Raw genomic sequence first — 23,447 nt, forward strand, 5'->3', positions numbered from 1 at the left:
CGCCGCCGAACGGGTCTTCCACACTGTAAGTAGTGTGCGTCGTCGGCGATTGCAGTCGGGACGCGGTGCCGACGTGTGGTTCTTCCTACCGGCCCGGTGTCGGCGGCGGCGGCCAGAGCGGTCGGCACCGTGCTGCTGATCGAGGCGGTGGACCTGCGCTCCTACGACCGGCTCTTCCCCCGATCAGGACGTCCTACCGGAGGGCGGGTTCGGGAACCTGATCGCCGCGCCGCTGCAGGGCCGCCGCCGCAACGACCACGGCCTACCACCTTCCTCGACCTCGCCGCCCCGGAGCCGTACGAGGACCAGTGGACGATCTACGCCGGGGACTGGTCGACGTTGGTATCGAAACAGCCAACCTGGCCATGAACAACAAGTTCCAGCTACCCGCCGGCCTGGCCGCCACCGGCCTGCTGAGCCAGCCACAGGTCGCCCTTGCTGGTGGTGTCGCACTCGGCGCGCTGAGCCTCAGACGCGCGGCGCGCGCCAAAGCACAGGCCGTCAGAACCGCCCCGGCCGCATACCGGCTCAGCGTCCAGGAAGCCCTCGAACCGCACACCTGGCTCACCCGCGTTATCGGCGCCGTACGACGAGCAACCGGCATCGACTGACCTCAAGATCGGGCCGGTACACCTGCCCATGATTCCGCGCTGTAGCTGCCCGGCCGAAGCTGTCGGAACCGGCGGTGAGGCGGCGACGAACCGGACGGACCCCGCTCCGGGCGCTACGCGGATCTGCCGCCGAGCGCGCGGCGGTACGGACCAGCGCGGTGGCGTACTGTCCAACGAGGGCACGGCTTCGCGAGAAGAGATGTGAGTGACGGACTTGTCCGCCGACGTGTTGCGGGCTGCGGAACTTTTCGACCTGACCTACCGCGACACGACCGTTCTCTCCTTGGGTGGTCCGCTGGAGGGCGAGGTGCGCCTGGGCTCCGCAGGGGTGTGGCGTACCTGCGATGGCCTGGAGGTCTTTCGTTGCGGTGACCACCCGACGCTGCAGGCCGCGGTCGTCGCCTCAGTGGACGGACGTATCGGATCGTCCTGGTCCGGGGAGTTCACCGCGCTGTTCAACTCGGTTGAGCTGTTCATCGCCAACGCCGCCGCTTGGGAGACGGTCCGGACCTGGCGGTACGTCGCGGTAGGTGACGTGCCGGTGGACGTTGCCCACGACCTGCTTGACGACCTGGTCGTCAACGCCGCAGCATCCGGGACGCTGACCACTTGATGGACGTCGCCGGATCTTGTGGTGACGGCGCAGCAGTGGGCCAACCCGGGACGCGGCCCACATCCTGACGTCTCGGTCCTGGCCAGAACTGGCAGCGCAGTCGAGGAGATGCGGCGGCGAATTGCCCGAGCGGGCACGGAGCCCTGCGTGTTCACAGCTGCCAACATCCGCAGCACGCCGGGCCGCGGAGGCTGATCAACATACCGAAATCGCTTCACGGATTTGCCGCTCCCGGCGTGGTGGCACTTGGTAGCGCTGCCGTATGTCCGCCCTCGGCGGTGGGATGGGTGGCGCCGTCCGTCGTCGGCCTACGTGCCGGCCCGCGAGGGAGAATGCCGGCGTGGACCAAGATCGATTCTGGGAGATTGTCGAGTCCGCGCGTGCGCGGGCGGAGGACGCCGATGGGCGCCTGCGGCACTCGTCGAGATGTTGCGGGGCTGGCCGCTGGCCGAGTTGGTCGCCTTCCACGAGGTGCAGGAGGAGTTGCTCGAGCGCGATGCCTACCGGTGGGATCTGTGGGCTGCCGCGTATGTCGTCAACGGTGGCGCGTCCGAGGACGGCTTGCGCCGCCCGCCACGCCGACCCCGCACGACGAGGCGCCACGACCGCGCGCGCAAGAAACTCGACCGCCACGCCAACTGCATCCGCGCCGCGTTCATGGCTTCAGGAATTGATCGACTTACGGCTCTGCCGATGAACGGTGCGGACCCTCGACGTCTGTTCGCCGTACCGTCCGGGCGGGATCGTCGGTACGGTATCGATCGTGTTCGAAGGCCGGTCACGGCGTTGCCGGAAGCGGGTTGTCATCGCGGGTCTCGGTGACAGCGGCGTCCTCACCGCGATCCACCTCGCGGGGCACGTCGATGTCGTCGGCATCTCGACCAAGCCCGCGTGGGTGAGCGGGAAGGAGCTGGGTACCCGGATCAGCCGGCCCGACGACTGGGCGCGTGACTACTGGGTGGCGTTCGACCGGTTCCGCCGGCTTGCCGGGATGCGGACGGTGCACGGTGTGCTGACCGGGGTCGACCTCGACCGTCGACGGGTCTTCGTGCGGGGCGCCGATGGCACGACCGGGACCGAGGACTACGACGCGCTCGTCATCGCGACGGGGGTCACGAGCGGGTTCTGGCGCCGGCCGACGGTGCAGTCCGCGGACGAGATCGGCGAGGAGCTGCGCCGGGTTCACGACCAGGTCGCCGCCGCTGGCTGCGTCGCCGTCATCGGCGGTGGGGTGACCGCCGTCAACGCCGCCGTGAACGTCGCCGTCACCTGGCCGGACAAACGCGTCGAGCTGTACTTTCCCGGCGAGCGTCCGCTGCTGACCCACCATGCGCGGGTCTGGAACCGGGTCCGGCGTCGGCTCGCCCGGCTCGGCGTCGAGCTGCACCCGCGACACCGGGCTGTCGTGCCCGAGGGGTTCCGATGTGACCGGATCACGGCCGGGCCGGTGCGGTGGCACACCGGCCAGCCCGACACCGAGGCCGACGCCGTGCTGTGGGCCATCGGGCGGGTCACGCCGAACACCGGCTGGCTGCCGCCGGAGCTGCTCGACGAGCGGGGGTTCGTCCGGGTGACGCCGCAGTTGCGGGTGCCCGGGCGTCCCGACATGTATGCGATCGGGGACGTGGCAGCCACCGATCCTCTGCGCAGCTCGGCCCGCAACCGCGCCGACCGGTTGCTGGCCGGCAACATCCGGGCCGGGTTCGCGGGCCGGCCACTGCGCCGGTTCCGGGCGCGGACGGTGCAGTGGGGTTCGGTGCTCGGCGTGCAGCCGGACGGGCTGGAGATCTACGCGCCCAACGGTCGGGCGTTCCGCTTCCCGGCCTGGTCGATCGAGCCGGTCCTGCAGCCGTGGATCGTGCGTCGCGGCATCTACCGCGGGATCCGTGACCCGGCACCGTGACCGGGCTGTCCTGCGGGTGCCGGCTCGGCGGGCGGGGGGAGTGTAGAAGCGGGTACGGTCGGCCGCCGCGGTCGGGACAGCATCATCGCCTGGACACGCGCGGACATCTCGGCGACCGGTCCGAGACCCTCTCTGCATGGTCGGCATCGCCGGGTAATCGGTGCACGATCATGCCGACGTGCGCATGTATGACCAGCAGTGTGACTTGCTGCAGGATGAGCCGGTGGACGACCGTGACCTTGTCAACAGGTTGATTCGTTGCATCGACGAAGACAATCACGCATATGCGTACGTCAGCTACCAGTTCGGCGGGGAGGCCCTGCTCGACAGTCACCTGCCGATGCTCGACCTGATTCAGTCCCTTGCACGAGAGTGGCAGGCCATGGAGCGTCCGACGACCGATACGCAGGCCTGATTCACGCGCTGCGCGTGATCGCCCAGTCCTACCAGGACCACACCACCGATCAGCCGTAGCGCGCATGGCAGCACAGTCGGCAGGTGCCGGCCGGGCTTCGGCATGCACGGACTTCCGCTGCGAGCGCGCGCTCGATCGCGTCCGTTCTCGACCCCGCCCTGCGACCGAAGATCCAGCTCAGCTGCCTATAGTTCGCAGAGGAGCCATCCGCCACGAACCCGCGAGGATGAAGCCCGTCAACCGCGCGCCGCCCGGGTCTGGCGCGGGTTGGGTACCGTCTTGCGACGTGGGATGGGACTGCACGTTGCACGTGGTCGACGAATCCTCCTTGGCACGGTTCTCGGCACGGTTCCTGCACGGCGACCAGGTGGGCGGCGGGTCCGACGGATGGGCGGGCGCCGACCTGGTCGGGGAGGCGATACGGCTCATCCACGACGACGCTGAGCGCGGCGCGCGTGCGGTCGGTGAACTCGCGTTGTCGTATGTGTCCACCGAGACTCCGCACGTGTACAGCCGCGGGTTCGCGTTGTCGCTGTGGAACGACGACGTCATGGGCGCTCCCCTGCCGACCGAGCTGCTCGGCAGCGTCGAGAGCGCGATTCCGGAGGTGGTGCGCGCCTACCCGGTGATCGCTGGTCGGATTCCGAGGATGTTCGACGGCAACTGGTGTGTCGGCCCGTACGTGGCGGCTCGTGACGTGCCGGCACTACTGGCGCACGTGGAGCACGTGATCGACGCGATGGTGCCCGGCGATCGCGGGCCGTACCTGCCGTTGCTCACGGTGCTGCGGGTGGCGGCCGCGGGCGGATACGCCTACTGGGAGGGCACCGATCTTCCGGTCGCACAGGCCAATGAGGACTGGCTGGTGGGCGGCCGGCCGTCACAGGTGCGCATCGAGGCCAACCCGTTGACCAGCCCGCTGGTGCGACCCCTCGCGATCCGTGGCACGACATACCTCCTGCACGAGCAGTGGACGCTGCACGAGGTCGACGTCGCCACGTCGCCTCCGACGGTGACCACCCACGACGCCGTGCAGGTGGTGGTCGCGGCGTTCACCCCCTGGAACACGCTCCTGGTCCGGATCGCCACCGATCGCAGCCAGCGCCCGTTTCAGTTCCGGTTGGCGGAACTGCCGGTGGAGTCCAGGGGGACGGTGCTGCCCTCGCGGTCCGGGTTGGGCGACGCCGCGACGCCACTCGCGGCAGACCTGCCATTCAAGGTCGACAAGGCGTACGCCACCGCTTCGGGAGTGCTCCTCCTGCCCGCGCGCTTTGGCCCGGTCGCGACGTACGTGCCACACGTGCTGCGCGCCGGAGGAGTCGTGGAACGCGTCGAGGCACCGGCACCGACGTGTGGGCCGGGCGATCTCACGTGTGACGCCGCGCCGTTCGGGGACGGCTCTCTGCTGGTGATCTGGGACCGCCGGGCGTACCGCTGGGACGGTGGTAGCACGCTGGTGCCGCTCGGCGACGAAGAGTTGGGCGGCCTGGACGACCAGCTCGCCACGGTGACGCTTCCCGACGGTTCGATCGTCGGTGGGTTCGGCCGCAGGCTGGTGCGCATCGATCGCGATGGCCGACGTTCCACCGTGCTGCCACTCACCAACGTCATGGCCGTTGGGCGGGGTCCCGACGACGTGCTCGTGATCAAGGAAGGCGACAACCCCGAGGCCGACGCTCTCAAGCTGTGGTGGCCGGCCTCGCGCGAGGTCACCCATGTCCAGCCGGAGGCACTCGGCATGGAGTCAGGCCCGACGATGTCCCACTACGATCCGGTGCGCGACCTGCTGATCGCCATGCGTCCGGGTGCGTGGCACGCGGTCGACTGGTCCACACTCGCCGCGCTGCCACGCGTCGACCTGGCCGGATTCGAGGAGGAGCACACCCGGCTCGCGGCCCTCATGCGGTCGAACTGACCCGTGCCGTCAAGATCGACGTGCGGGTGTTCGTGGGCACCGCACAGCCATCAGCGAACGATTCTGGCATCGGATCGGCGGCGGGTCGGTCCCATCGGGATCAGTGCATCCGATCAGTCGATGAGTGGTCGCCGCCGGACGTGCATATGCTGCTGCCTGTGGAGGAACTGGTGCGTTGATCCCGACTGATATGCCCGGCGACGGCGACCTGGATCGCGCGCAGGCAGCGTGGCGGGCCGCCGCGGATGGCGGCGACGGGGCGGCGATGAACGCCCTGGGCGCGCTGCTGGCGATGCGGGGCGATCTCGATGCCGCGGCGACGTGGTTGCGGCGTGCGTCGGAGTCCGGGGTCGATGGCGCCTTGTTCAATCTTGGCCGCGTCCTGGAGATGCGCGGTGACCATGAGGCGGCGGCTGCCGCGTACCGCCGCTGTGTCGACGGCGGTGACGCGAAGGCGATGAACGCGCTCGGGAATCTCCTGCACGATCAGGGTAGAGATCCTGACGCCGAGGCGTGGTGGCGGCGGGCTGCCGAGCACGGTGACCCGAACGCCATGAACTCCCTCGCCATCCTCCTCGATGCCCGGGGCGAGGCGGCTGCTGCCGAGGACCGGCGGCGGCAAGCGGCCGAAGCTGGACATCCCCATGCCATGTACCACCTGGGTTACGCCAGCCTTCAGCGCGGCGATTCCGCAACCGCCGAACGGTGGTGGCGGCAGGCGGCCGACGCCGGATTGCCGAGCGCGATGAACGCGCTGGGATCGCTGTATGAGGATCGCGGTGACCGTGCGCGCGCCGCCACGTTGTATCAGGCCGCCGCCGATTCCGGAAGTGACCTCGCGGTTGGCAACCTTGCGCGGCTACGCGAACGGCCCGCCATCTGACCGGTCGAGCTGATGACGCGGTCCAGGTGGCCGCCGCTGTCGAACACCCCGGTGCGCAGGCCGCGATCGTCCCGACCGACGAGGGGCGCCGGGCATTCCTCGGCGTCCATGACGTCGCGGTTCGTCTCGGCGACGCCGTGCGTTCCGCACGGCCGCGGTGATTGCCGCGGGCGGCGCGGTCTTGCTGATCTCCCCGTCGGGGCACGTTCGTCATGCGGCGTGGCAGGTCGGCGCCGGACAAGCATTCGAACATGCCGTCGTTGGCGCGCTGCCCTCAGGGTGTCGACACGTGATGGGAGTATCGACAGGTGGTCGCTGCCTCGGATGAGCCGGAGCTGAGCCTGGGTGCCAGGCTCCGTGAGGCGGGCCCGGCGTTCGGGTTCCCGCCGGTCGCCCGCGCCGACGAGACCGGGCTCCTGGCGGTCGGCGGGGATCTCGGCCCGGAGCGGCTGCTCGTGGCGTATGCGAACGGGATCTTCCCGTGGCCGTCGGCGCAGGGGGAGCCGATCCCGTGGTACTGCCCGAGCCCACGGGCGGTCCTGGTTCCTGGGCAGATCCGCGTCAACCGCAGCCTGCGCCGGGCGGTGCGTCGGACGTCGTTCACCACGTCGTTCGACCGGGCCTTCGTCGACGTCATCATCGCCTGCGCTGTCGTTCCGCGCCGGGACGGCGGTACGTGGATCACCCCGGACATCGTCCGGGCCTACATCCGCCTGCACGAGCTGGGTTTCGCACATTCAGTCGAGGTGTGGAACGGAACGCGGCTGGTCGGTGGGGTTTACGGGGTCTCCATCGGCGCCGCGTTCTTCGGCGAGTCGATGTTCACGCTCGAGTCCGACGCGTCGAAGATTGCGTTGTTGCACCTGCTGGAACGGCTCGGGGCCCGTAACTATCTCCTGCTGGACTGCCAGATGATGACGTCCGTCGTGGGCAGCCTCGGCGCGGTCGAGTGGAGCCTCGACCACATCCAGGCCCAGCTGGAGAAGGCCTTGGAGCGGAAGACCGAGCGGGGACCCTGGTAGGTCGACGTCGGCGCAGGGTTGTTCACGGGGCCTTCGCTCATAGCCGAGACAACAGGCGGAAGAACGCCTCGGCGGTGTCCTCTGGCGCCAGCCAGGAAGCGGTGAACTCCGGGCCGTCGATAGACACTTCGAGGCTCTCGTCGTCGACCGCCTCGTCCGGCGTGCGACCTACGCCGAGTGAGACGTGGCTGCCGCGTGATCGGAAGTACCAGAACCGCCCGTCGGCCAGGGTCCCGTCCATCTGCACCGGGGCACCGCGTCAGCTTGGACACCACCACGACCGCGTCACAACGATGGCGGCTTGCACCAACGGTCTCTCAGGCTCGTCATCACCTCGGGTTCGCTGAACCCTCCGTAGGTGGGCTCGGGGTCGATGCGCAGGGCCCGCCAGACGGCCCGTGCGGTGGCCTCGTGGACGTCACCGACCCCGGTTTCGCCGGTGGCGGTGCGGATGTCGGTTACGGCCAGCCGCAGCCCGTTGCCGCTGGCCGCGATCGCGCGTACCGCTGTCCAAGCGCCACAGGCCGCTTCCTGCCGTACGTCGTCGCTGTCGTCGGGAGGCGACTCCACCATGACCGTCAGATCGGTCGTGCCCGTCACCTCGACGGTGACCGCGGCGAAACGCGCCCACCGATCGGTGCGCTGGGCGATCTCCACCGTCGTAGCCACTCTGCGATTTTCGCGCCCGGGAGCTGATCCCGAACATCCGGTCACGCCGCGATGAAGCAAGGCCGTCCGGTCGCGTCCTGTCTGGTGGGCGGGAAGGTGCCGTGCCGGAAGTCAGGCTCCGGGGGTGCGTCGCCGGTTGCTCAATGAGCCTCTTGGTCGCGCAGGTCCGTGATCCGGGAGCGGGACACCACGAGGGTCGCCTCGATGCGGAAGATCTTGAGTTTTCCGACGGCGACCAGGTCGAACAGGGCGGCTCGTGGGGCGCCGAGCAGGGCCACGGCCTCCTCGACGCTGACCAGGTCGGGCGGTGGGGCCGAGCCGAACCGCTCCAGGTCAAGGTCGAAGAAGCTCAGGCGCTGCTTCCACAAGAAATACTCGTGGATCAGCCGGCTCCGGTCGCGGCCCTCCGGGAACTCGGCGAGAAACTCATCAAGCAGGTCGAACAGGCCATCCACCGCCTGCCGATCGTCGTCGGGCGCCGTCGGCCGCGGCACCGCCTGCGGCGCGGCCACAGCGATGGCCAGCCCGGGCCACTCGATTCGAGGTGTGCGCCATGAATCCGACTCGCGCGAAGTACGAACTCGACACCGCCGACGTCGCCGCGCTTCTCGGTCACCCGGTCATGCAGATCCTCGCGCACTACTGACGGCGCGATAGGCGCGCGGATATGCCGCGCTCCGCTTGGTTGTCGACGTGAGAGATATCCTGTTCATCGTCGCCAGGCATTGTTCGGTGATGCACGTTGATCGCATCAAGGGGAGAAGCCTGCACGGTGATGCACCTTGATCGCATCAATGGGCGTAGCGGTCACCGCTCGAAATCTGATCCGGCAGCTCGAACCCTGGAGGTCGAAGGTGCGTGTCGTCGAAGCAGCGTCGAGGTGGATGCCGCGTGAGCACCCAGCCGGGGGAGAAGTGCGCACGCCATTCTCGACACCTGAGGCTGTCGAGGCCGTGTCGAATGGATGAGGCGGAATTCTGGCTACTGGATGTCGTCGTTCTCGCCCGGGTCCGTCTGGACTGGCTGCTCTGTGAAGACCTGGAGGAGGCACTGAATCGTCCAGGGCACGGATTGGACCCGGACGCCCTGCTGGACCTGATGGATCGGCTCTTTCGCGGCGGGGTCATCTACGCCGCGGGTCCGGTGCGGAATGGCGACCGCGCGGAGTCGGACCGGCCCTTACCGCGATCCGAGATCGAGGCGGCGCTGGACGGCTCGGAGCCGACCGTCTCGTACGGGATGACCTCACGGGGCGGCGCACTCTGGGAGGCTGTGACCAGGCCGGACTGGAGCCGCTTCCTCGATGAGCTCGCGGGTACCGATCCCGACGAGGTCGAGGTATCCGGCTTCGATCGCGATCGCGTGGCCGCCCACCTCCGGCGGCACACTCTGTGGCCTATCGTGCCGGACAGCGAACGATGGGAAGCGTTGATTCCGTGGCAGGCCACGTACTGGAAGACCTTCCCGCGTGGATACCGCGTGACCGCAGGATGGAACACCGAAGAGCCGACCAAGACGCCCGACTGGGACGTCTACAACCAGTGGATCCGGTGGTACGACAACCCGTACGACGCTCGAGCCACGTAGCACAGGTAATCACCGGCCACGAGACGGTGGGCCGTTCTCAGCCGTCGAGTTCGAAGCGGCGCTGCCTGGCGAGCGCGACAATCCCTTGCGGCGGCTCGGCGTCGGTCGCTACCGCCCTCCCAGAAGTACCCATTGGGCTCGCGGCCGAGGGGCATTGTTCACCAGAGTTGCTGCTGTCCCGGTATGGCGTCGACAGGGTCGGGCACCTGCCAGAGCCGCACTGTGTCGTCGCGATGGCTGGAGGTGATCCAGCGGCCGTGGCCGTCGGTGGTGGCGACGGAGTTGTGCGTCATGGGCAGCCCGTAGTGGAGGTCGGTTGTGCGGGTGAGGGTGCGGGTGGACAGCAGCAGGTGTTCCTCGTGCTCGTCGCCGGTGTCGACAGCGAGGAGGACGTACCGGTCGCTGACCAGTGCGGCAGCCTCCATGACCGGTCGGTCGGCGGGGTGGTGGCCGGTCAGGTCGGCCGTGTGCCGGGTGATGGCGGCTTTCCCGGTGTGCAGATCGTGGATGGAGATCTGGCTGTCGTCGTGGGGCATGGCCAGGTAGCGGTCGCCGGTGGAGGTGAAGCCGGTGAGGAAGCCGCCGGGGAGGTTGCGTCCGGTGATCCGCCGGTCCTCCAGCCATGTCAGGTGGTTCAGTGGTGTGTCCTGCCCCATTGCCACGGACAGCCCGAGCCGGCGCTGGTCGGGATGGGGCCAGAAGTAGGCAGCCCCGACGGACGAGTCGAGCGTGACGCGATCGATCTCGTCCCCGCTTACAGCGTCGTAGGCGACCAGGTGGTCTCCGGTGGGCAGGTACACCCACAGCACACCCCGGGTATCGAGATGGCAGTTCGGTTCGCAGGGAAGGCCGGCTCGTTCGATGCTGAGTTCGCGCCGCCAGATCAGCCGGCCCTGCCGGTCACACACGACGAGCTCGTCGAGGCTGACCACGGCCAGATGCCGGGTGGAGACGCTGACCCGCAACCGCTGCGCTGCTGTCGGCACGTCGACGCGCACCACGCTGCCCAGAACCTCGTCCATGACGATCACCGTCGGCTCGTCACGGTGTGCGGCCACCCAGCCGACCCCATCGACGTGGCTGATCGGCGACTGCGTCGGTACAGCGGCCTCCGCGATCAGGACCGGTCGCACCGCGGCAGCATAAGACCTGCAAAGACCTAGTGACACCGAGCCATGACCACGTCGGCAAGGGGTGCCGCTGAGGGTCGGGTCGTCACTCCGACAGGTCGTCGAGCGGTGGCAGGTCAAGCGCGGCGATGAACCGTGCTGTCTTGACCTCGACGAAGACCTCGCCGTCATCGACGTTCGTGTCGTCGTCCGGGTCCAGTTCGGCGGGGTCACGATCAGCCGCCAGGAAGGCGACCAGTTCGGCGGCCTTCACGCCCTGCTCCGGGTCCGAGCCCCCGTGGTACCGGGCCCACCATTGGGCCAGCCCGTGAGCCTCGCGGGTCACATCGGTCGGCTCCGAGGCATCGGGGTCCTCGAAGTAGGTGCGTGGTGTGAAGCCAAGGAAGGCGACGCCGCTGCCAGACCCGGCCGGGCGGTAGATGACAGTTGCGATGTCACTGTCGTGGATGTCAACCAGCAGCCACGGTTCGTCATCGGCCGGAGTCTCGTCGTCAGCCTGGTGGGACGTCCAGTGGCGGCCGTCGAACAGGTAGGTGCCGAAGAAACCCACGATCGATCTCCTCCGTGACGGTGATGCCATCCGAGCAAGAAGAGATGGTCGCATGAGCCCGGCCGGCAAACCGCCAAGTTCGGCTGTCCACGCCGCGAACGGCGGGCGGCCGTGCGGATCCGCCGCGAGGAGCGCGGCTCGACCAGGAGTCACGGCACGAGGGTTCCTCGACTCGTCATCCCGCGTTCATGCGGGTGGTACGGTCGCCGCCGTGTGGTCGTCGCCGAAGATCCGCTGCCGTGTGGGCGGATGGCATGAGGCGAGTTCGGCGCGACTGACCGTGGTCACCGCCCGCACGTCGGAGGTGATCGCGCGGGCGGCCAGCCTCGATGCCGAGGCCCGCTATTGGCAAGGTACGCCGAATGACCTCGCTCTCCCGGACGTCGCGTCCGGCTCCGACCCCTACGTCGCCTCGCCAGGGTATGAGGCATTCGTGGGCCGCGAGCGGCGCACCAACCGGCTACTGGTCGACATCAGCCTCTCCTACCATGACGGCCGGTTCCAGGTCGGGGGCAACGTAGCGGCGGGCCACCGCCGCCAGGGATACGGACGCGAGGCACTGGGCATGGTCTGCGTCATCGCACACCGGCACCTGGGAATCGCGGAACTTTACGCCAGCTGCGAGGTTTCCAACGACGCGAGCCGGCGCTGGCTTGCCTCATGCGGGTTCGCCCCTACGCCGGGACCGCCACGGATCACGCTGTCCAACGGACGGGTGGTCGAGGCGTGCTGGTGGCGGCACGTCGACCGCGCGCCGCGGCTGCGCTGCCGCAACGACGTCTGGGCCGAACGCATCTGCCGCTGATCGTGCTCCCGCCGCCTTCACAACGCCCGCGAGCGGCTGCTCGACAGCCTGGGGACGTCGGCAGACCGCCTTCCGGGCACTAACAGGTGCCAACGCACAAGACGTCCTCATGGAGAAGCCGCGAGGCGCGGTGCTGATCTCCGCCACCAGGTCGGTGGTCGACGCGAACACGCCGGTGCAGCCGGGTATCAGCGCGCTGTCCGCGATCCGACCCGATCCGGACCGGTGCGTGGGCCGAACCGCCGGTGTGGGCCCTTTCGTGGGCCGGGCCGTCGAGCTCGACCGGCACCGGCACGACCTGGACCGGCTGCTCACCGGACGCGGCGGCGCGACCGCCTACGGCGGGGAGCCGGGTATCGGCAAGACGCGGCTGCTGGCCGTGCTCCGCGACGCCGCGCGGTGCAGCGGCATCACCGTGGTCACCGGACGGCCGCCCGACGACGCGCTCGCGGAGGCCCGGCGGTCGTCCAGAACCGCGGTGTTCATCGACGACCTGCACCTGGCGTCGGCGGACGCGGCCGGGTCGTTGAGCCGGCTCGTCGACCTGGCCGGAACCCGACCGGTGCTGCTGGTGGTGGCGTACCGGCCGCGGCAGGTCGATCCCGCGATCGGATCGGCGCTCAGCGCGGCCGAGGCGTCGACGGCCCTGCGGCACTTCGTGCTCGGTCCCCTCGCGTTCGTCGACACCCGCCGTCTGCTGCCCGGCCGGCACGACGCCGCGCGCGTGCACGCCGACGGCGGCGGCAACCCGCTCTACATGACGCTGCTCGCCGGTGTGGCGCCCGAGCCGTCGGGCGGCCTGCTCGGCCAACTCGCCGCGCTGGGCGGCCCGGAACTGCGCACCGCGCGCGCGGCGGCCGTGCTCGGCCGGCCGTTCACCGTCGACCTGCTCACCGAGATCTGCGGACCGGCGGCGGTGGAGGCGCTCGTCGACGCCGACGTGCTCCGGCCGGACGGGCCGCTGCTGGCGTTCCGGCACCCGGTGCTCGCCGACGTCGTCTACCGGCACACCCCGATCGGCGAGCGCTGGACGCTGCACCGTCGCGCCGAGGAGGCGCTGACCCGCCGCGGCGCCGCTGCGACCGACCGGGCCCGGCACATCGCCGCCGCCGGGCTGAGCACGTCGACGCACGTCGACGCGCTGCTGTCCGCCGCGACGCAGAACCTGGTGACCGACCCGGCGAGCGCACGGCGCTGGGCCGGTGCCGCCGGCGCGCTGATGCCCGACGGGGATCCCCGCCGGGCCGCCGCGCGGGCGCTGGCGGCCCGGTCGGGACTGCTCGTCGGGGAGGTGACCGGCAGCCGCGAGGCGCTGCTCGCCGGGTCCGGCGGCCCCACCGACGACACGGTGTTCGCCGGTCGCGCGCTGACGCTCCTCGGACAGTACGACGAGGCGAGCGCCCTGCTGCGGGCGAACCTTCCCGCCACGGCCGACAGCAGGGACACGCCGGCCGCCGCCTCGCTGCTGTCCGACCTCGCGAACGTGCTCAGCGACGACTCGGACTTCGAGACCGCGTCCCGTCTCGCGCAGGCCGCGGCCGGCATCGCCCGCCGTCACGGCGACCGACTGCGCGAGGCGGCCGCGCTCGCCGAGCAGGCCTGGGCCCGCGGCTGCGCCGACGACGTCGCGGCCGCGCGGACGGCGGCCGGTGCCGCGGCCGCGCTGGTCGACGCGATGGCCGACGCCACCCTCGCCGGCGACCTGCGCTGCCTGTACCAGCTGAGCCTCGCCGAGGTGGTGCTGGAGCAGCTCACCGACGCCCACCGCCACCTGACGCGCGGCGTGCGCCTGAGCCGGCGCACCGGCCAGCGGTACCTGCTGGCGGCGTTGCTCCAGGTGCTGGGCGAGGTGCGGCTGCGTCTCGGCCAGGTTGCCGCGGCGGTGGAGACCCTCGACGAGGCCGTCCACGAGGCCGGTCGCGACGACCTGGTCCCGCAGCTGTTCGTGGCGACCGGCGTCCGCGGGCTGGCCCGGTACTGGCGCGGCGACGACGACGCCCGGGTCCTGGCCGACGCCGAGACGATCGAGGAGCGGTGCGCCGGACGGCGATGGTCCTGGGCCGTGCTCAGCCGGTGCCTGGCCGCCGAACTGATGGCGTCGGCCGGACATCCCGACCGGGGCGGGCGGCTGCTGCTCCTGCTCGGCGGCGGTCCCGAGCTGCGCCGGTTGACGACCCGGCGCCGGGTGCGGGCGTGGGAGTCGCTCACCACGGCCGCGCTCGCGCTCGGTGACCACGACGCCGCCACCCGGTACGCCGGTCTCGCGGCGCGGCATCCGACTGTGGCGGTCTCGGCCGTGCGCCGCGGGATGGCCCGGCGGGCCGCGATCCGCGTCCGGGGCGGGGCGGCGGCCGACCTGGTCACCTCGGCCCGCGCCGCGATCGCCGACTTCGCCGACGCCGACCACTGGCTCGACGTGGGATGGACCCAGGCCACGGCCGCGCAGGCGGCCGTCGCCGCGGGCCGCCCGGAGCTCGCGGCGTCGTTCCTGGGCGACGCCGACGAGCGCGCGGCCGCCACCGGTTCCGGCCGTCTGGCCGGCCTGGTGGCGGCCGCGCGTCGACGCGCGGGCCGGCCGTTCTGGGCCAGCGGGCTCACCGCCCGGGAGTTCGACGTTGCCGACCTCGCCGTCGCCGGTCTGACCAGTGCGCAGATCGGTGAACGGCTGTTCCTGAGCGTGCGTACCGTCGACACCCACCTCGGCCGGGTGTACCGCAAGCTGGGCGTATCGAACCGCATGGCCCTGGCCCGTCTCGCGGTCGACCGGGGTCAGCCGTGCAACGGTCCGCCGAAGTAGAAGAATCCGGTGAACCCGCCGACGAGGTTGACCTGGATGCGGCTGTGCATCCGGTTCTCCAGGCTCCGCGTGATGAACTGGTCGACAACCGTGCGCCCGTTCAGCGAGCTACCGCCGCTCGCAGCCAGGTTGCTGGTCGCCCGGCCGCCGAGGTTGACGTAGCCGCCGAACCGGCCGTTGGGCGGACGCCGGTTGAGGAAGATCCGGTTGTTCGTGCCCCGGACGTGCAGGTGCAGCCCGCCGTCCGACGCGATCGACACGGCCGGATCGCCCAGGATCACGCCGCCCAGGTTCACCCAGCCCGGGGCGTCGAAGTTCCACGTGAAGACCGCGCCGTTGGTGCCGCGGACGAACACCTCGTTGCCCCGGTAGTTGAACGTGAACCCGTCGTTCGACAGCACCGGGTTGCCACCGACGGCCATCGTGCCCAGCGGTTCCCAGTTGGTCACCGGTCCGGTGGTGTTGTTGAAGATGCTGGAGTAGAGCCGGTTGTCGAAGCCGCGGACCACGAGCCGGAGATCGATGTCGAAGGGCGCCGGCGGCAGGACCGCAGCGGTGACCTCACTGGTGGTGTAGATCCCGAGCGGACCCCAGCCCTGCGGCACACCCTGGATCAGCAGGTTCGTGTAGAGCCCGCCGTCCTCCAGACTGCGGGCGAAGATCCGGGTCATCGGGGGCCGCGAGCCCCGCTGCGGGATCGCGACGGCGGTGACCTCGCTGGAAATCGTGAGACCGGGGATCTCCCGGAACGCCGTCGGGAAGCTGTACGACACCACCATGCTGGTGATCGCGGTGTTGGCCGTGGAACGGGCGAACACCTCAGCGCCCTCCGGACCGACGACAGCGGTGGGATCACCGATGATCTGTCCACCGATGGAGAAGAAGTCGGTGTAGCTGTTGGTCGAGGGAAGCCCCCGGCTGAACAGGATCGAGCCGTCGAGGCCGCGCGAGGTCATGAACAGGCCCGACGGGTCGATCACCGGGGTACTGGCGAACGTCACGTCGGTCGGCAGCGGCGCCGCCGCCGCCGCGGCCGGTGCGGCGGGTAGCGCCACCCCGACTCCCGCGGCCAGCGTCATGGCCGCCAGGGCCCGGACAAGCGAATGAAGCATGGGTTTCCTTCCCTACCGTCTGCGTGTGCCGTTCACACGCGAGCCCGGTAAAGCTAGAAATCCACGGCACCGCCCCACATCGGTAGATCTACGGCCGGCGCTACGTATCCGTCGACAGCAGCAGTCCGCCCGTCGGCACCCCACGCCGGCGGCGAATTGCGCCGTCGACCCGTCGACGTGCCCCCGATCAGCCGCACCCCTTCGGCGACGCCGTTCACGCCGCGCAGGTGCCCCGCGCCGATCTGCCCACCGTGCGTGTTGGTCGGCCACTCCGCTCATCGCGAGCTGTGCCCAAGCGGGGGTGTCAGGCCCTCGCGACGTAGTCGTCGTAGCTGGTGGGGGAGCGAGCGTCGTCAGGCGGCCTCGTCGTTGGCTGCGGTTACGGGTCTGTCCACGCCGGCGTGTGAGAGCCGGTGCGAGATCGAGCGAGTCGGTCCTGAGGAGTCGGCCGCCGAGGACGGCATTGATCACCGGGACCGTCGTTCCGCCGACGACGCGTCGGGCACATCTCGACCCGCGCGCGGCCGGCACCGCGCTAGGGACTCACGGATGCGAGCAGGGCGCCCCGGGCCGGACGATCCACGCTGAGGCCGGAGGAACGCGTTCTCGGCTTCGAATGCCCGACACCCACAACCCTTCGGAGGAACGCCCGTGACCATCACCATCGCCGGCAGAGTTGTTCTCGAGCCGGCGTCCCAGCGGTTCGTCGAGGCGACCGCCGGACCGCCCTTTCTGTACGAGCTCAGCCCTGACGAGGCCCGCAAGATCCTCGATGACGTCCAGGCCGCCCCGATCGCGCTGCTACCCGTGGACGAGGAGTGGATCACCGTCCCGGCGGACGTCGGGGACGTCCGGGTGCGCATCGTCCGGCCGAAGGCCGCCGCGTCGCCGCTACCTGTGATCTTGTACATGCACGGCGGCGGCTGGATCTTGGGCAACGCCGCAACTCACGACCGGCTCGTGCGTGAGCTTGCGGTCGGTGCCCGGGCGGCCGTCGTGTTCGTGGAGTACACACGGTCGCCCGAGGCTCACTACCCGGTCGCGATCGAGCAGGGCTATGCCGCCGCTCGCTGGGTCGTCAGCGAGGGCGCGTCGCACGGGCTCGACCCGCTCCGGATGGCGGTCGCCGGTGACTCGGTCGGGGGGAACATGACGGCCGCGCTGGCGCTGATGGCCCAGCGTCGCGGCGACGTGCGCTTCGTGCACCAGTCGATGTACTACCCGGTGACGGATGCCCGGATGGACACCGGCTCCTACAAGCAGTTCGCCACCGGCTACTTCCTGACCGCCAAGGCGATGCAGTGGTTCTGGGACGCCTACGTACCGGACGTCGAGCGCAGGCAGGAGATCCTCGCCTCCCCGCTGCGGGCGGAACCGGAGCAGTTGGCCGGGCTCCCTCCCGCCCTCGTGATCGTCGACGAGGCCGACGTGCTGCGCGACGAGGGGGAGGCGTACGCGGCGAAGCTGCGAGCGGCGGGCGTTGCGGTCACGGCGGTCCGGTACGACGGCATCACCCACGACTTCATGATGCTCAACCCGCTGAGCGGCACGCATGCCACCCGGGCTGCGATTGCCCAGGCAATCGGGGTGCTGCGGGACGCGCTCGGCACCACCAGCGACGAGTCCTGACATCCCTTCACCTCATCGAGGAGCCCGATCATGAAGAAGCCCACGATTGTTCTCGTCCATGGCGCGTTCGCCGAGTCGGCCAGCTGGAACGGGGTGATCGCCGACCTGCTGGGCGACGGCTTCCAGGTCATCGCGGTGGCGAACCCGCTGCGTGGTCTCGCCTCCGACTCGGATTACCTGCGCGCCGTGCTGGCCGGGATCGACGGTGACATCGTCTGCGTCGGTCACTCGTACGGCGGCTGCGTGATCTCCAACGGCGCCACCGGTAACGCCGCGGTGCGGGCGCTGGTCTTTGTCGGCGGGTTTGCCCCCGAGGCGGGTGAGAGCGCGGCGCAGCTCGCCGGCCGGTACGAAGGCGGCACTCTCGGCGAGACCCTCATGCCGGTCAAACTGCCCGACGGCAACACCGACCTCTACATCCGGCAGGACCTCTACCACGTTCAGTTCGCGGCCGACTCCCCGGCGGCCGAGGCGGCGATCATGGCGGTAGGGCAGCGCCCGATCGTCGAGTCCGCCCTCAACGAGGCGTCCGGCGATCCGGCCTGGAGGACGGTGCCCTCCTGGTTCCTCTTCGGCACCGAGGACAAGAACATTCCCGCCGAGGTCCATCGCTTCATGGCGCGGCGGGCCGGCTCTCGGCGAACCGTGGAGCTGGCCGGCGGCTCCCACAGCGTCGGAATTCCGGAGGCGTCCGCGGTGGCCGGCCTGATCCGTGAGGCGGCTTCCGCGATCGGCTAGGAGAACGGGTCACGACCGAGCTCACTGCCGCCGACACCCCCACGATTCGGCGTCTTTGCCTAGAGTTGCCTCGGGGCTCCGCCGGACGGGGGTGACGTGGCAGCGATCTCGGACGACGCGAGTTTCCCGGCCCGGCAGCGCGCACGTGCGCTGCTGGGGCGGGAAGCGGAGTGCGAGGCACTCGACCGGCTGCTGTCGGCGGTGCGCGGCGGACAGGGCCGCTCGCTCGTGATCCATGGCGAGCCCGGCATAGGCAAGTCCGTCCTGTTGGATTATCTGATCCGACAGGCAGGCGATTGCCGCGTGGTCTCCGCGGTCGGCATCCCGTCCGAGGCCGAGCTGGCGTACGCGGCACTGCATCACGTGTGCGCGCCGTTGCTGAGCCGGCTCGGCGAGCTGCCGGAACCGCAACGCGACGCTGTCGGCACGGCGTTCGGGTTGCGCGGCGGACCGCCACCCGATCGCTTCCTGGTGGGGCTCGGCGTGCTCGGCCTGTTCGCCCTGGCGGCCGAGAGCCGGCCGCTGCTCTGCGTGATCGACGACCTCCAGTGGCTCGACGAGGCATCGGCACAATCCCTGGCCTTCCTGGCTCGAAGGCTCGGCGCGGAGCCGGTGGCCTGCGTGTTCGCGGTCCGCGACGCGGAGGACAGCTCCGAAGGTGGACCACGTTCCGTCGACGACGCGAGCCTGCCGCGGATGCGGGTGCGCGGTCTGAGTGACGGCGATGCCCGGACACTGTTGGGCACGGCGCTTCTCGGCCCCATGGACGACCAGGTGCGGGATCGCATCGTCGCCGAGGCCCGCGGCAATCCCCTTGCCCTGATCGAGCTGCCGCGCGGACTGACGAATGTGGAACTGGCCGGCGGCTACGGCTTTCCGGTCGGTCAGGCGCTCACGCTGCGGATCGAGCAGAGCTTTCTCCGTCGCCTCGGCCAGATGCCACCGGACGCGCGGCGGCTGCTGTTGGTGGCGGCTGCCGAGCTGCACGGCGATCCGATCGTCGTCTGGCGTGCGGCCGCTCGGCTGAGTATCGATGTGGGCGCCGCAGCCGCCGCGGCCGCCTCCGGTCTGATCGAGTTCGGCACCCGCATCCGGTTCTGTCACCCCCTCGTGCGCTCGGCCGTGTACCGCTCGGCCCCGGCACGGACTCGTATGAGCGTGCACGCGGCGCTGGCCGAGTCGCTCGACGGGGACGTTCACACCGAGCGGCGGGCATGGCATCGCGCTCATGCGACGACGGCGCCCGACGAAGCCCTGGCCGAGGATCTGGAGCGGTCAGCGGCACGGGCCCAGGCACGGGGCGGCCTCGCCGCAGCGGCGGCCTTCCTGCACCGCGCCGTCATGTTCACCCCCGATCCCGAAGACCGCGCGCGACGCGCGCTGGACGCCGCCAGCGCACATCACGACGCCGGCTCGGCCGGCCCCGCTCAAGAACTGCTGGAGACAGCCCGGCGCGGGGCCCGGGACGCAAGCGTCCTCGCCCGGATCAGCCTGCTCCACGCCGAGATCGCCTTCACCACGAGCCGTGGCGTCCAGGCACCCCCGCTGTTGCTCGACGCCGCCCGGCAACTGGCCGCATTCGACGTCACTCTCGCCCGGCAGACCTACCTTCAGGCGGTGTCCGCCGCCATGTTCACCGGCCGGCTCGCCGCCGGCGACGGCGTCACGCAGATCGCCCGAGCGGCACGCGCCGCTCCACCCTCGCCAGCCGTCCCCGCGGCCACCGATCTACTGCTGGACGGGTTCACGCTGCTCCTGACCGAAAACGCGGACGTGGCGACGCCGTCGATGAGAACTGCGCTGCACCGGTTCCGGGAGGGCATGGTCTCGCCGGAGGACCAGCTCCGGTGGTCGTGGCTCGCGTTCGTCCTCGCCATGGCGTGTTGGGACGACGACACTTTACGCACGCTGGCCGAACGGCACGTGAACCTGGCTCGCCGAGCCGGCGCGCTCGCCGTGCTGCCACTGGCTCTCAGCTCCCGGATCCTTCTGCACCTCTTCGAAGGCGAACTCGACGCCGCCGCCGCCCTTGTCGACGAGGTCACCACGATCACCACGGCGACCGGGATGCGAATCACCGACTACGGCACCCTCGCTCTCGCCGCGTGGCAGGGTCGCGAGGAGGATGCGGAGCAGATCGGCGCGGCCGCGATTCTCGAGGCGACGGCACGTGGCGAAGGAGTCGGTCTCACCAACGTCCAATGGACCCGGGCCGTGCTCTACAACGGCCTCGGCCGGTACACGGACGCCCGGGATGCGGCCATTGCGGCGTGCTCCGACGGTCCGGTCCCGGGCGCGGCCGCTCAATGGGCTCCGGTCGAGCTGGTCGAGGCGGCCGTGCGTTGCGGAGACACCACCCTGGCCGCCCGCGCCCTGGAACAACTACTGCAGAGCACGCACGCGAGCCAGAGCGCCTGGGCACGGGGGATGGAAGCCCGTTCACGTGCGCTGCTGGCGTCGGGCGAGCAGGCCGATGACCTCTATCGGGAGGCAATCGAGCGGCTCCACGGCACGCGCCTGCGGTCAGAAGTGGCCCGCGCCCACCTCGTGTACGGCGAATGGTTACGTCGCGAGCGGCGTCGGCTGGAAGCGCGCCAGCACCTGAGTCGCGCTCACGACATGTTCGACGCGATAGGCATGGGTGCGTTCGCCAGCCGCGCGGCCGGCGAGTTGCGGGCCACGGGGAAGAACGCGCGGCGGCGAAGCGTCGAGACCACCGGCGACCTGACCCCGCGCGAGTTGCAGATCGCTCGGCTCGCCCGGGAAGGCCTGAGTAATCCGGAGATCGCAACCAGGTTGTTCATGAGCCCGCGTACCGTCGAATACCACCTCCACAAGGTCTTCGCCAAGCGCGGCATCACGTCACGCGTCGAACTCCGAGCTGCCCTCGCCGACGACATTCGAACGCCCGGCTTCGGCGGATGACGGACTCGAAGTCCACGACGAGGCGGCGCAGTCCGGCTCCTGTACCGCGCCCACGTCGTCGTCACCCAGGGCGACAGCTTCCGACTCGACCAGGCCGCCACCGGGGACGAAAGCTGGCCGCCAACGAACTGCGAGGCGGCCTCGCTCCTCGGCGCCTATGCGTATACGGTGCGGCGATGGCAACCATGGACGTCCGGAACCGCTCGTCCGGCTTGCTGGTCCTGTGGCTCGAACCATTGGGCGAGGACCGGTGGCTGCAGCCCGGCGAGCGGTTCCGGATCCGAACCGATTACCAGGGCGAGGAACTGGCCTTCTCGGTCGACATGTGGATCGACACCGACGATCGGGCGGTAGGCATCGAGAACATGGCGGTGTGGGTCGAGCACGGCGACTGCTACGCCGAGGTCACCGATCGGGCGGGCAACACCATCGAATGCGGCCATAACCGCCCGCCTGAGATCGACGAAAGATGGCGGCGGTCGCGTACAACGTCGGGTTAGCCCGATGCCCTCGCCATCGGGTGGTGCGATCATGCGGAGCACTGATCCGCGACTCGATCGGAGACAGGGGTGACCATGGGGTACGACACGGTGTTCGTCACGGCCGCACCGGTTCATGTCGGCATTCGAGGGATGCTCGATGATCTGCACCGTGAATGGCCGGACATGGTCGTCGCGATCGGGGAGAGCGGGACGTTCACACGATGGGCGATGGCACGCGGGGTCGTGCCGACCGGTGCGGGGGAGGTTCTCGTCGCTCGCGACGAGGGGATGGAGCAACGCTGGGACCGTGACGGGTGGATCCTCATGGAGCGCGATGAGGGCCCGTTCGCGGTGTTCTACCAACCGGCTCCCATCCCGTCGGTCGACATTCAGTTCAACGACGATCCCTACGGCCGCGGGTTCACTTTCGAGCCGTACGGCGCGACGATGCTCACGGCCGGCTTGTTCCTCGTCACGGTGGTCACGCCGGACAGGGACAGTCCGTTCACTCGCCAGGTCCTTCTCCGTCTCCAACGGGCCCTGACCAGCCAGGCGGACCCGGGCTGCCGATAGCGGCGCCGACGTCCGCGCCGGCGTCGGCTGGCCTGGGGAGTAGAGCGGAACTGCCGCGTCCGAAACCGACCATTCGGGGGCCGGCGACCGAAGAGACCGCGGACGGAAGGGCGCATGTGACGCTATTCGGCTGAGGCCCGGTCCGGCGGCTCGTACGTCGCGACCACCGCCGCCCAGCGGGTCGCCAGCGAGTGGGCCATTCGGGTCACCGGCGAGGCCGGGTCTCCGGCGCCATAGCGGGCGTGCAGCCCGTTTCGTAGGAGGGTGAGTGTCTCGTCGTCGGCGATCACAGGTCGCAGGGTGGTCGGCGGGTCGTCAAGGACCAGGGCGAAGGTCGTGAAGAGGACGCGCCGCAGCGCCGACCGGTCGATGTCGACCTCACCGCGTTCCACCCGCCAGGCCCAGTCCCATGATGCCTTGCGATCGTCTGACGGTCGGCCGTCGGCGGTGAAGTAGGAACCACATCGCCGGTAGTCCATGCGGTTGTCCACCGACTCCGTATCCGCAAAGACGAGCCGCATGACGCGACTCTCGTCCGGATCGCAGCCGACGTGGTTACTCATCACCTCCTGGAACATGTAGTCCACGCCGAGCAGGCCCGACAGGCCATGGAGCCACCGCTGCACGTCGCAGTGGCCGACCGGCGGTGGCATGGCGACACGGTCCACCGCACCCGGTCAGCCAGGTCCAATCACCACACCCATACGGTCTACCGGTACTCCGCGACCACGTCGATCGTGCCCACGATGTTGTCGTTGAGCCGTTCGAGATCCTCGGCGGGTATCCAGTACTCCAGGATCGTCCGACCGCCGACCTGGTGAACCTCGTAGCGGTCCAGGAAGTCTCTGGTCACCTCGAAACGGGTCACGTAGCCCACCCCGGAATGCTTCACATTCCAGTCACGGGCGATCATCGTCGCGTACTCCTCGTTCAGCACGGGGTAGAAGACAGGCTGCTCGGCAAGACGCGGCGGCCACCGCCGCCATCCGGAGGCCTCCACCAACGCCAGTTCCTCGGGCCCGATCGGTCGCCATAACGTCACCGTCTCCACCGCGACATGATCGCCCTTCTGCGCCAGTCCGGTGCCC

24 protein-coding genes are annotated in these 23,447 nt (G+C 70.0%); 16 read left to right on the forward strand and 8 right to left on the reverse strand.

What is annotated here, in order from left to right; genetic code table 11:
* The first annotated feature begins 308 nt into the window (after positions 1-308).
* The 8 genes from Voc01_RS31355 to aat all read left to right on the forward strand — a co-directional run bounded on the left by Voc01_RS31355 (position 309) and on the right by aat (position 7,362).
* Positions 309-611: a hypothetical protein gene (locus Voc01_RS31355; protein WP_203931216.1), complete on the forward strand. Its 303-nt coding sequence runs from the start codon at positions 309-311 to the stop codon at positions 609-611.
* Positions 612-816: 205 nt separating this feature from the next.
* The gene (locus Voc01_RS31360; protein WP_203931217.1) at positions 817-1,224 is read left to right on the forward strand and encodes a hypothetical protein; all 408 of its coding nucleotides are present in this window, start codon (positions 817-819) and stop codon (positions 1,222-1,224) included.
* A 312-nt stretch (positions 1,225-1,536) separates the two neighbouring features.
* Positions 1,537-2,046 carry a DUF4240 domain-containing protein gene (locus Voc01_RS54730; RefSeq protein WP_373873894.1) on the forward strand — a complete coding sequence of 170 codons (510 nt, stop codon included), beginning with the start codon at positions 1,537-1,539 and terminating at the stop codon, positions 2,044-2,046.
* Positions 1,988-3,127 (forward strand): FAD-dependent oxidoreductase, encoded by a 1,140-nt coding sequence (locus Voc01_RS31370; protein WP_203931219.1) that lies wholly within the window; start codon positions 1,988-1,990, stop codon positions 3,125-3,127. The genes Voc01_RS54730 and Voc01_RS31370 overlap by 59 nt, the downstream gene beginning before the upstream one ends.
* A 178-nt stretch (positions 3,128-3,305) precedes the next feature.
* On the forward strand, positions 3,306-3,542 hold the full coding sequence (locus Voc01_RS31375; RefSeq protein WP_203931220.1) for a hypothetical protein: 237 nt from the start codon (positions 3,306-3,308) through the stop codon (positions 3,540-3,542).
* 286 nt (positions 3,543-3,828) lie between these two features.
* Complete coding sequence (locus tag Voc01_RS31380; RefSeq protein WP_203931221.1) at positions 3,829-5,457, forward strand: hypothetical protein; 1,629 nt, start codon at positions 3,829-3,831, stop codon at positions 5,455-5,457.
* Positions 5,458-5,632: 175 nt separating this feature from the next.
* Positions 5,633-6,340, forward strand: coding sequence for a tetratricopeptide repeat protein (locus Voc01_RS31385; RefSeq protein WP_203931222.1), 708 nt, complete (start codon positions 5,633-5,635; stop codon positions 6,338-6,340).
* Positions 6,341-6,648: 308 nt separating this feature from the next.
* Entirely contained in the window at positions 6,649-7,362 is a 714-nt protein-coding gene (aat, locus tag Voc01_RS31390) for a leucyl/phenylalanyl-tRNA--protein transferase (protein ID WP_203931223.1), read from the forward strand.
* A 37-nt stretch (positions 7,363-7,399) separates the two neighbouring features.
* Here the strand turns inward: aat and Voc01_RS31395 are convergent, their stop codons facing one another.
* From Voc01_RS31395 to Voc01_RS31405, 3 genes are all read right to left on the reverse strand, one after another.
* Complete coding sequence (locus Voc01_RS31395) at positions 7,400-7,609, reverse strand: hypothetical protein (RefSeq protein ID WP_203931224.1); 210 nt, start codon at positions 7,607-7,609, stop codon at positions 7,400-7,402.
* A 38-nt stretch (positions 7,610-7,647) separates the two neighbouring features.
* Positions 7,648-8,031 carry a hypothetical protein gene (locus Voc01_RS31400; RefSeq protein ID WP_203931225.1) on the reverse strand — a complete coding sequence of 128 codons (384 nt, stop codon included), beginning with the start codon at positions 8,029-8,031 and terminating at the stop codon, positions 7,648-7,650.
* A gap of 140 nt (positions 8,032-8,171) precedes the next feature.
* On the reverse strand, positions 8,172-8,543 hold the full coding sequence (locus Voc01_RS31405; protein ID WP_203931226.1) for a hypothetical protein: 372 nt from the start codon (positions 8,541-8,543) through the stop codon (positions 8,172-8,174).
* A gap of 448 nt (positions 8,544-8,991) precedes the next feature.
* Here Voc01_RS31405 and Voc01_RS31410 point away from each other — a divergent pair, with 448 nt between their 5' ends.
* Positions 8,992-9,618, forward strand: a complete 627-nt coding sequence (locus tag Voc01_RS31410; RefSeq protein WP_203931227.1) for a hypothetical protein — start codon at positions 8,992-8,994, stop codon at positions 9,616-9,618.
* A 158-nt stretch (positions 9,619-9,776) separates the two neighbouring features.
* Here the strand turns inward: Voc01_RS31410 and Voc01_RS31415 are convergent, their stop codons facing one another.
* Together Voc01_RS31415 and Voc01_RS31420 are read right to left on the reverse strand one after the other, a co-directional pair.
* The gene (locus tag Voc01_RS31415; RefSeq protein ID WP_203931228.1) at positions 9,777-10,751 is read right to left on the reverse strand and encodes a hypothetical protein; all 975 of its coding nucleotides are present in this window, start codon (positions 10,749-10,751) and stop codon (positions 9,777-9,779) included.
* Between the two features lie 82 nt (positions 10,752-10,833).
* On the reverse strand, positions 10,834-11,298 hold the full coding sequence (locus Voc01_RS31420) for a hypothetical protein (protein ID WP_203931229.1): 465 nt from the start codon (positions 11,296-11,298) through the stop codon (positions 10,834-10,836).
* A 211-nt stretch (positions 11,299-11,509) separates the two neighbouring features.
* Here Voc01_RS31420 and Voc01_RS31425 point away from each other — a divergent pair, with 211 nt between their 5' ends.
* Both Voc01_RS31425 and Voc01_RS31430 read left to right on the forward strand, forming a co-directional pair.
* Positions 11,510-12,103, forward strand: a complete 594-nt coding sequence (locus tag Voc01_RS31425; RefSeq protein ID WP_203931230.1) for a GNAT family N-acetyltransferase — start codon at positions 11,510-11,512, stop codon at positions 12,101-12,103.
* A gap of 109 nt (positions 12,104-12,212) precedes the next feature.
* Positions 12,213-14,900, forward strand: coding sequence for a helix-turn-helix transcriptional regulator (locus Voc01_RS31430; protein ID WP_203931231.1), 2,688 nt, complete (start codon positions 12,213-12,215; stop codon positions 14,898-14,900).
* Here Voc01_RS31430 and Voc01_RS31435 read toward each other — a convergent pair.
* Positions 14,873-16,012 carry a DUF8189 domain-containing protein gene (locus tag Voc01_RS31435; protein ID WP_203931232.1) on the reverse strand — a complete coding sequence of 380 codons (1,140 nt, stop codon included), beginning with the start codon at positions 16,010-16,012 and terminating at the stop codon, positions 14,873-14,875. The two genes, Voc01_RS31430 and Voc01_RS31435, sit on opposite strands and share 28 nt — an antisense overlap.
* A gap of 651 nt (positions 16,013-16,663) precedes the next feature.
* Here Voc01_RS31435 and Voc01_RS31440 point away from each other — a divergent pair.
* From Voc01_RS31440 to Voc01_RS31460, 5 genes are all read left to right on the forward strand, one after another.
* Positions 16,664-17,641, forward strand: a complete 978-nt coding sequence (locus tag Voc01_RS31440; protein WP_239160605.1) for an alpha/beta hydrolase — start codon at positions 16,664-16,666, stop codon at positions 17,639-17,641.
* Positions 17,642-17,671: 30 nt separating this feature from the next.
* The gene (locus Voc01_RS31445; RefSeq protein WP_203931233.1) at positions 17,672-18,379 is read left to right on the forward strand and encodes an alpha/beta fold hydrolase; all 708 of its coding nucleotides are present in this window, start codon (positions 17,672-17,674) and stop codon (positions 18,377-18,379) included.
* Between the two features lie 96 nt (positions 18,380-18,475).
* Positions 18,476-21,304 carry a helix-turn-helix transcriptional regulator gene (locus tag Voc01_RS31450; protein ID WP_239160606.1) on the forward strand — a complete coding sequence of 943 codons (2,829 nt, stop codon included), beginning with the start codon at positions 18,476-18,478 and terminating at the stop codon, positions 21,302-21,304.
* Between the two features lie 176 nt (positions 21,305-21,480).
* Positions 21,481-21,804, forward strand: a complete 324-nt coding sequence (locus Voc01_RS31455; protein WP_203931234.1) for a hypothetical protein — start codon at positions 21,481-21,483, stop codon at positions 21,802-21,804.
* Between the two features lie 90 nt (positions 21,805-21,894).
* Complete coding sequence (locus Voc01_RS31460) at positions 21,895-22,359, forward strand: hypothetical protein (RefSeq protein WP_203931235.1); 465 nt, start codon at positions 21,895-21,897, stop codon at positions 22,357-22,359.
* 122 nt (positions 22,360-22,481) lie between these two features.
* On the opposite strand, the gene Voc01_RS31465 is transcribed toward Voc01_RS31460, so the two are convergent.
* A complete protein-coding gene (locus tag Voc01_RS31465; RefSeq protein WP_203931236.1) occupies positions 22,482-23,012 on the reverse strand; it encodes a hypothetical protein in 531 nt (176 codons plus the stop codon).
* A 56-nt stretch (positions 23,013-23,068) separates the two neighbouring features.
* Complete coding sequence (locus Voc01_RS31470; RefSeq protein ID WP_203931237.1) at positions 23,069-23,410, reverse strand: ADP-ribosylation/crystallin J1; 342 nt, start codon at positions 23,408-23,410, stop codon at positions 23,069-23,071.
* Positions 23,411-23,447 lie beyond the last annotated feature (37 nt).

The organism is Virgisporangium ochraceum, from assembly GCF_016863655.1.
Classification (GTDB): Bacteria; Actinomycetota; Actinomycetes; order Mycobacteriales; family Micromonosporaceae; genus Virgisporangium; species Virgisporangium ochraceum.

Excerpts from the sequence above, each read along its gene's own strand:
- Voc01_RS31445 (WP_203931233.1), top strand. The coding sequence starts at position 17,672 with ATGAAGAAGCCCACGATTGTTCTCGTCCATGGCGCGTTCGCCGAGTCG.
- Voc01_RS31455 (WP_203931234.1), top strand. The coding sequence starts at position 21,481 with ATGGCAACCATGGACGTCCGGAACCGCTCGTCCGGCTTGCTGGTCCTG.
- Voc01_RS31465 (WP_203931236.1), bottom strand. The coding sequence starts at position 23,012 with ATGCCACCGCCGGTCGGCCACTGCGACGTGCAGCGGTGGCTCCATGGC.
- Voc01_RS31430 (WP_203931231.1), top strand. The coding sequence starts at position 12,213 with ATGGAGAAGCCGCGAGGCGCGGTGCTGATCTCCGCCACCAGGTCGGTG.
- Voc01_RS31435 (WP_203931232.1), bottom strand. The coding sequence starts at position 16,012 with ATGCTTCATTCGCTTGTCCGGGCCCTGGCGGCCATGACGCTGGCCGCG.
- Voc01_RS31410 (WP_203931227.1), top strand. The coding sequence starts at position 8,992 with ATGGATGAGGCGGAATTCTGGCTACTGGATGTCGTCGTTCTCGCCCGG.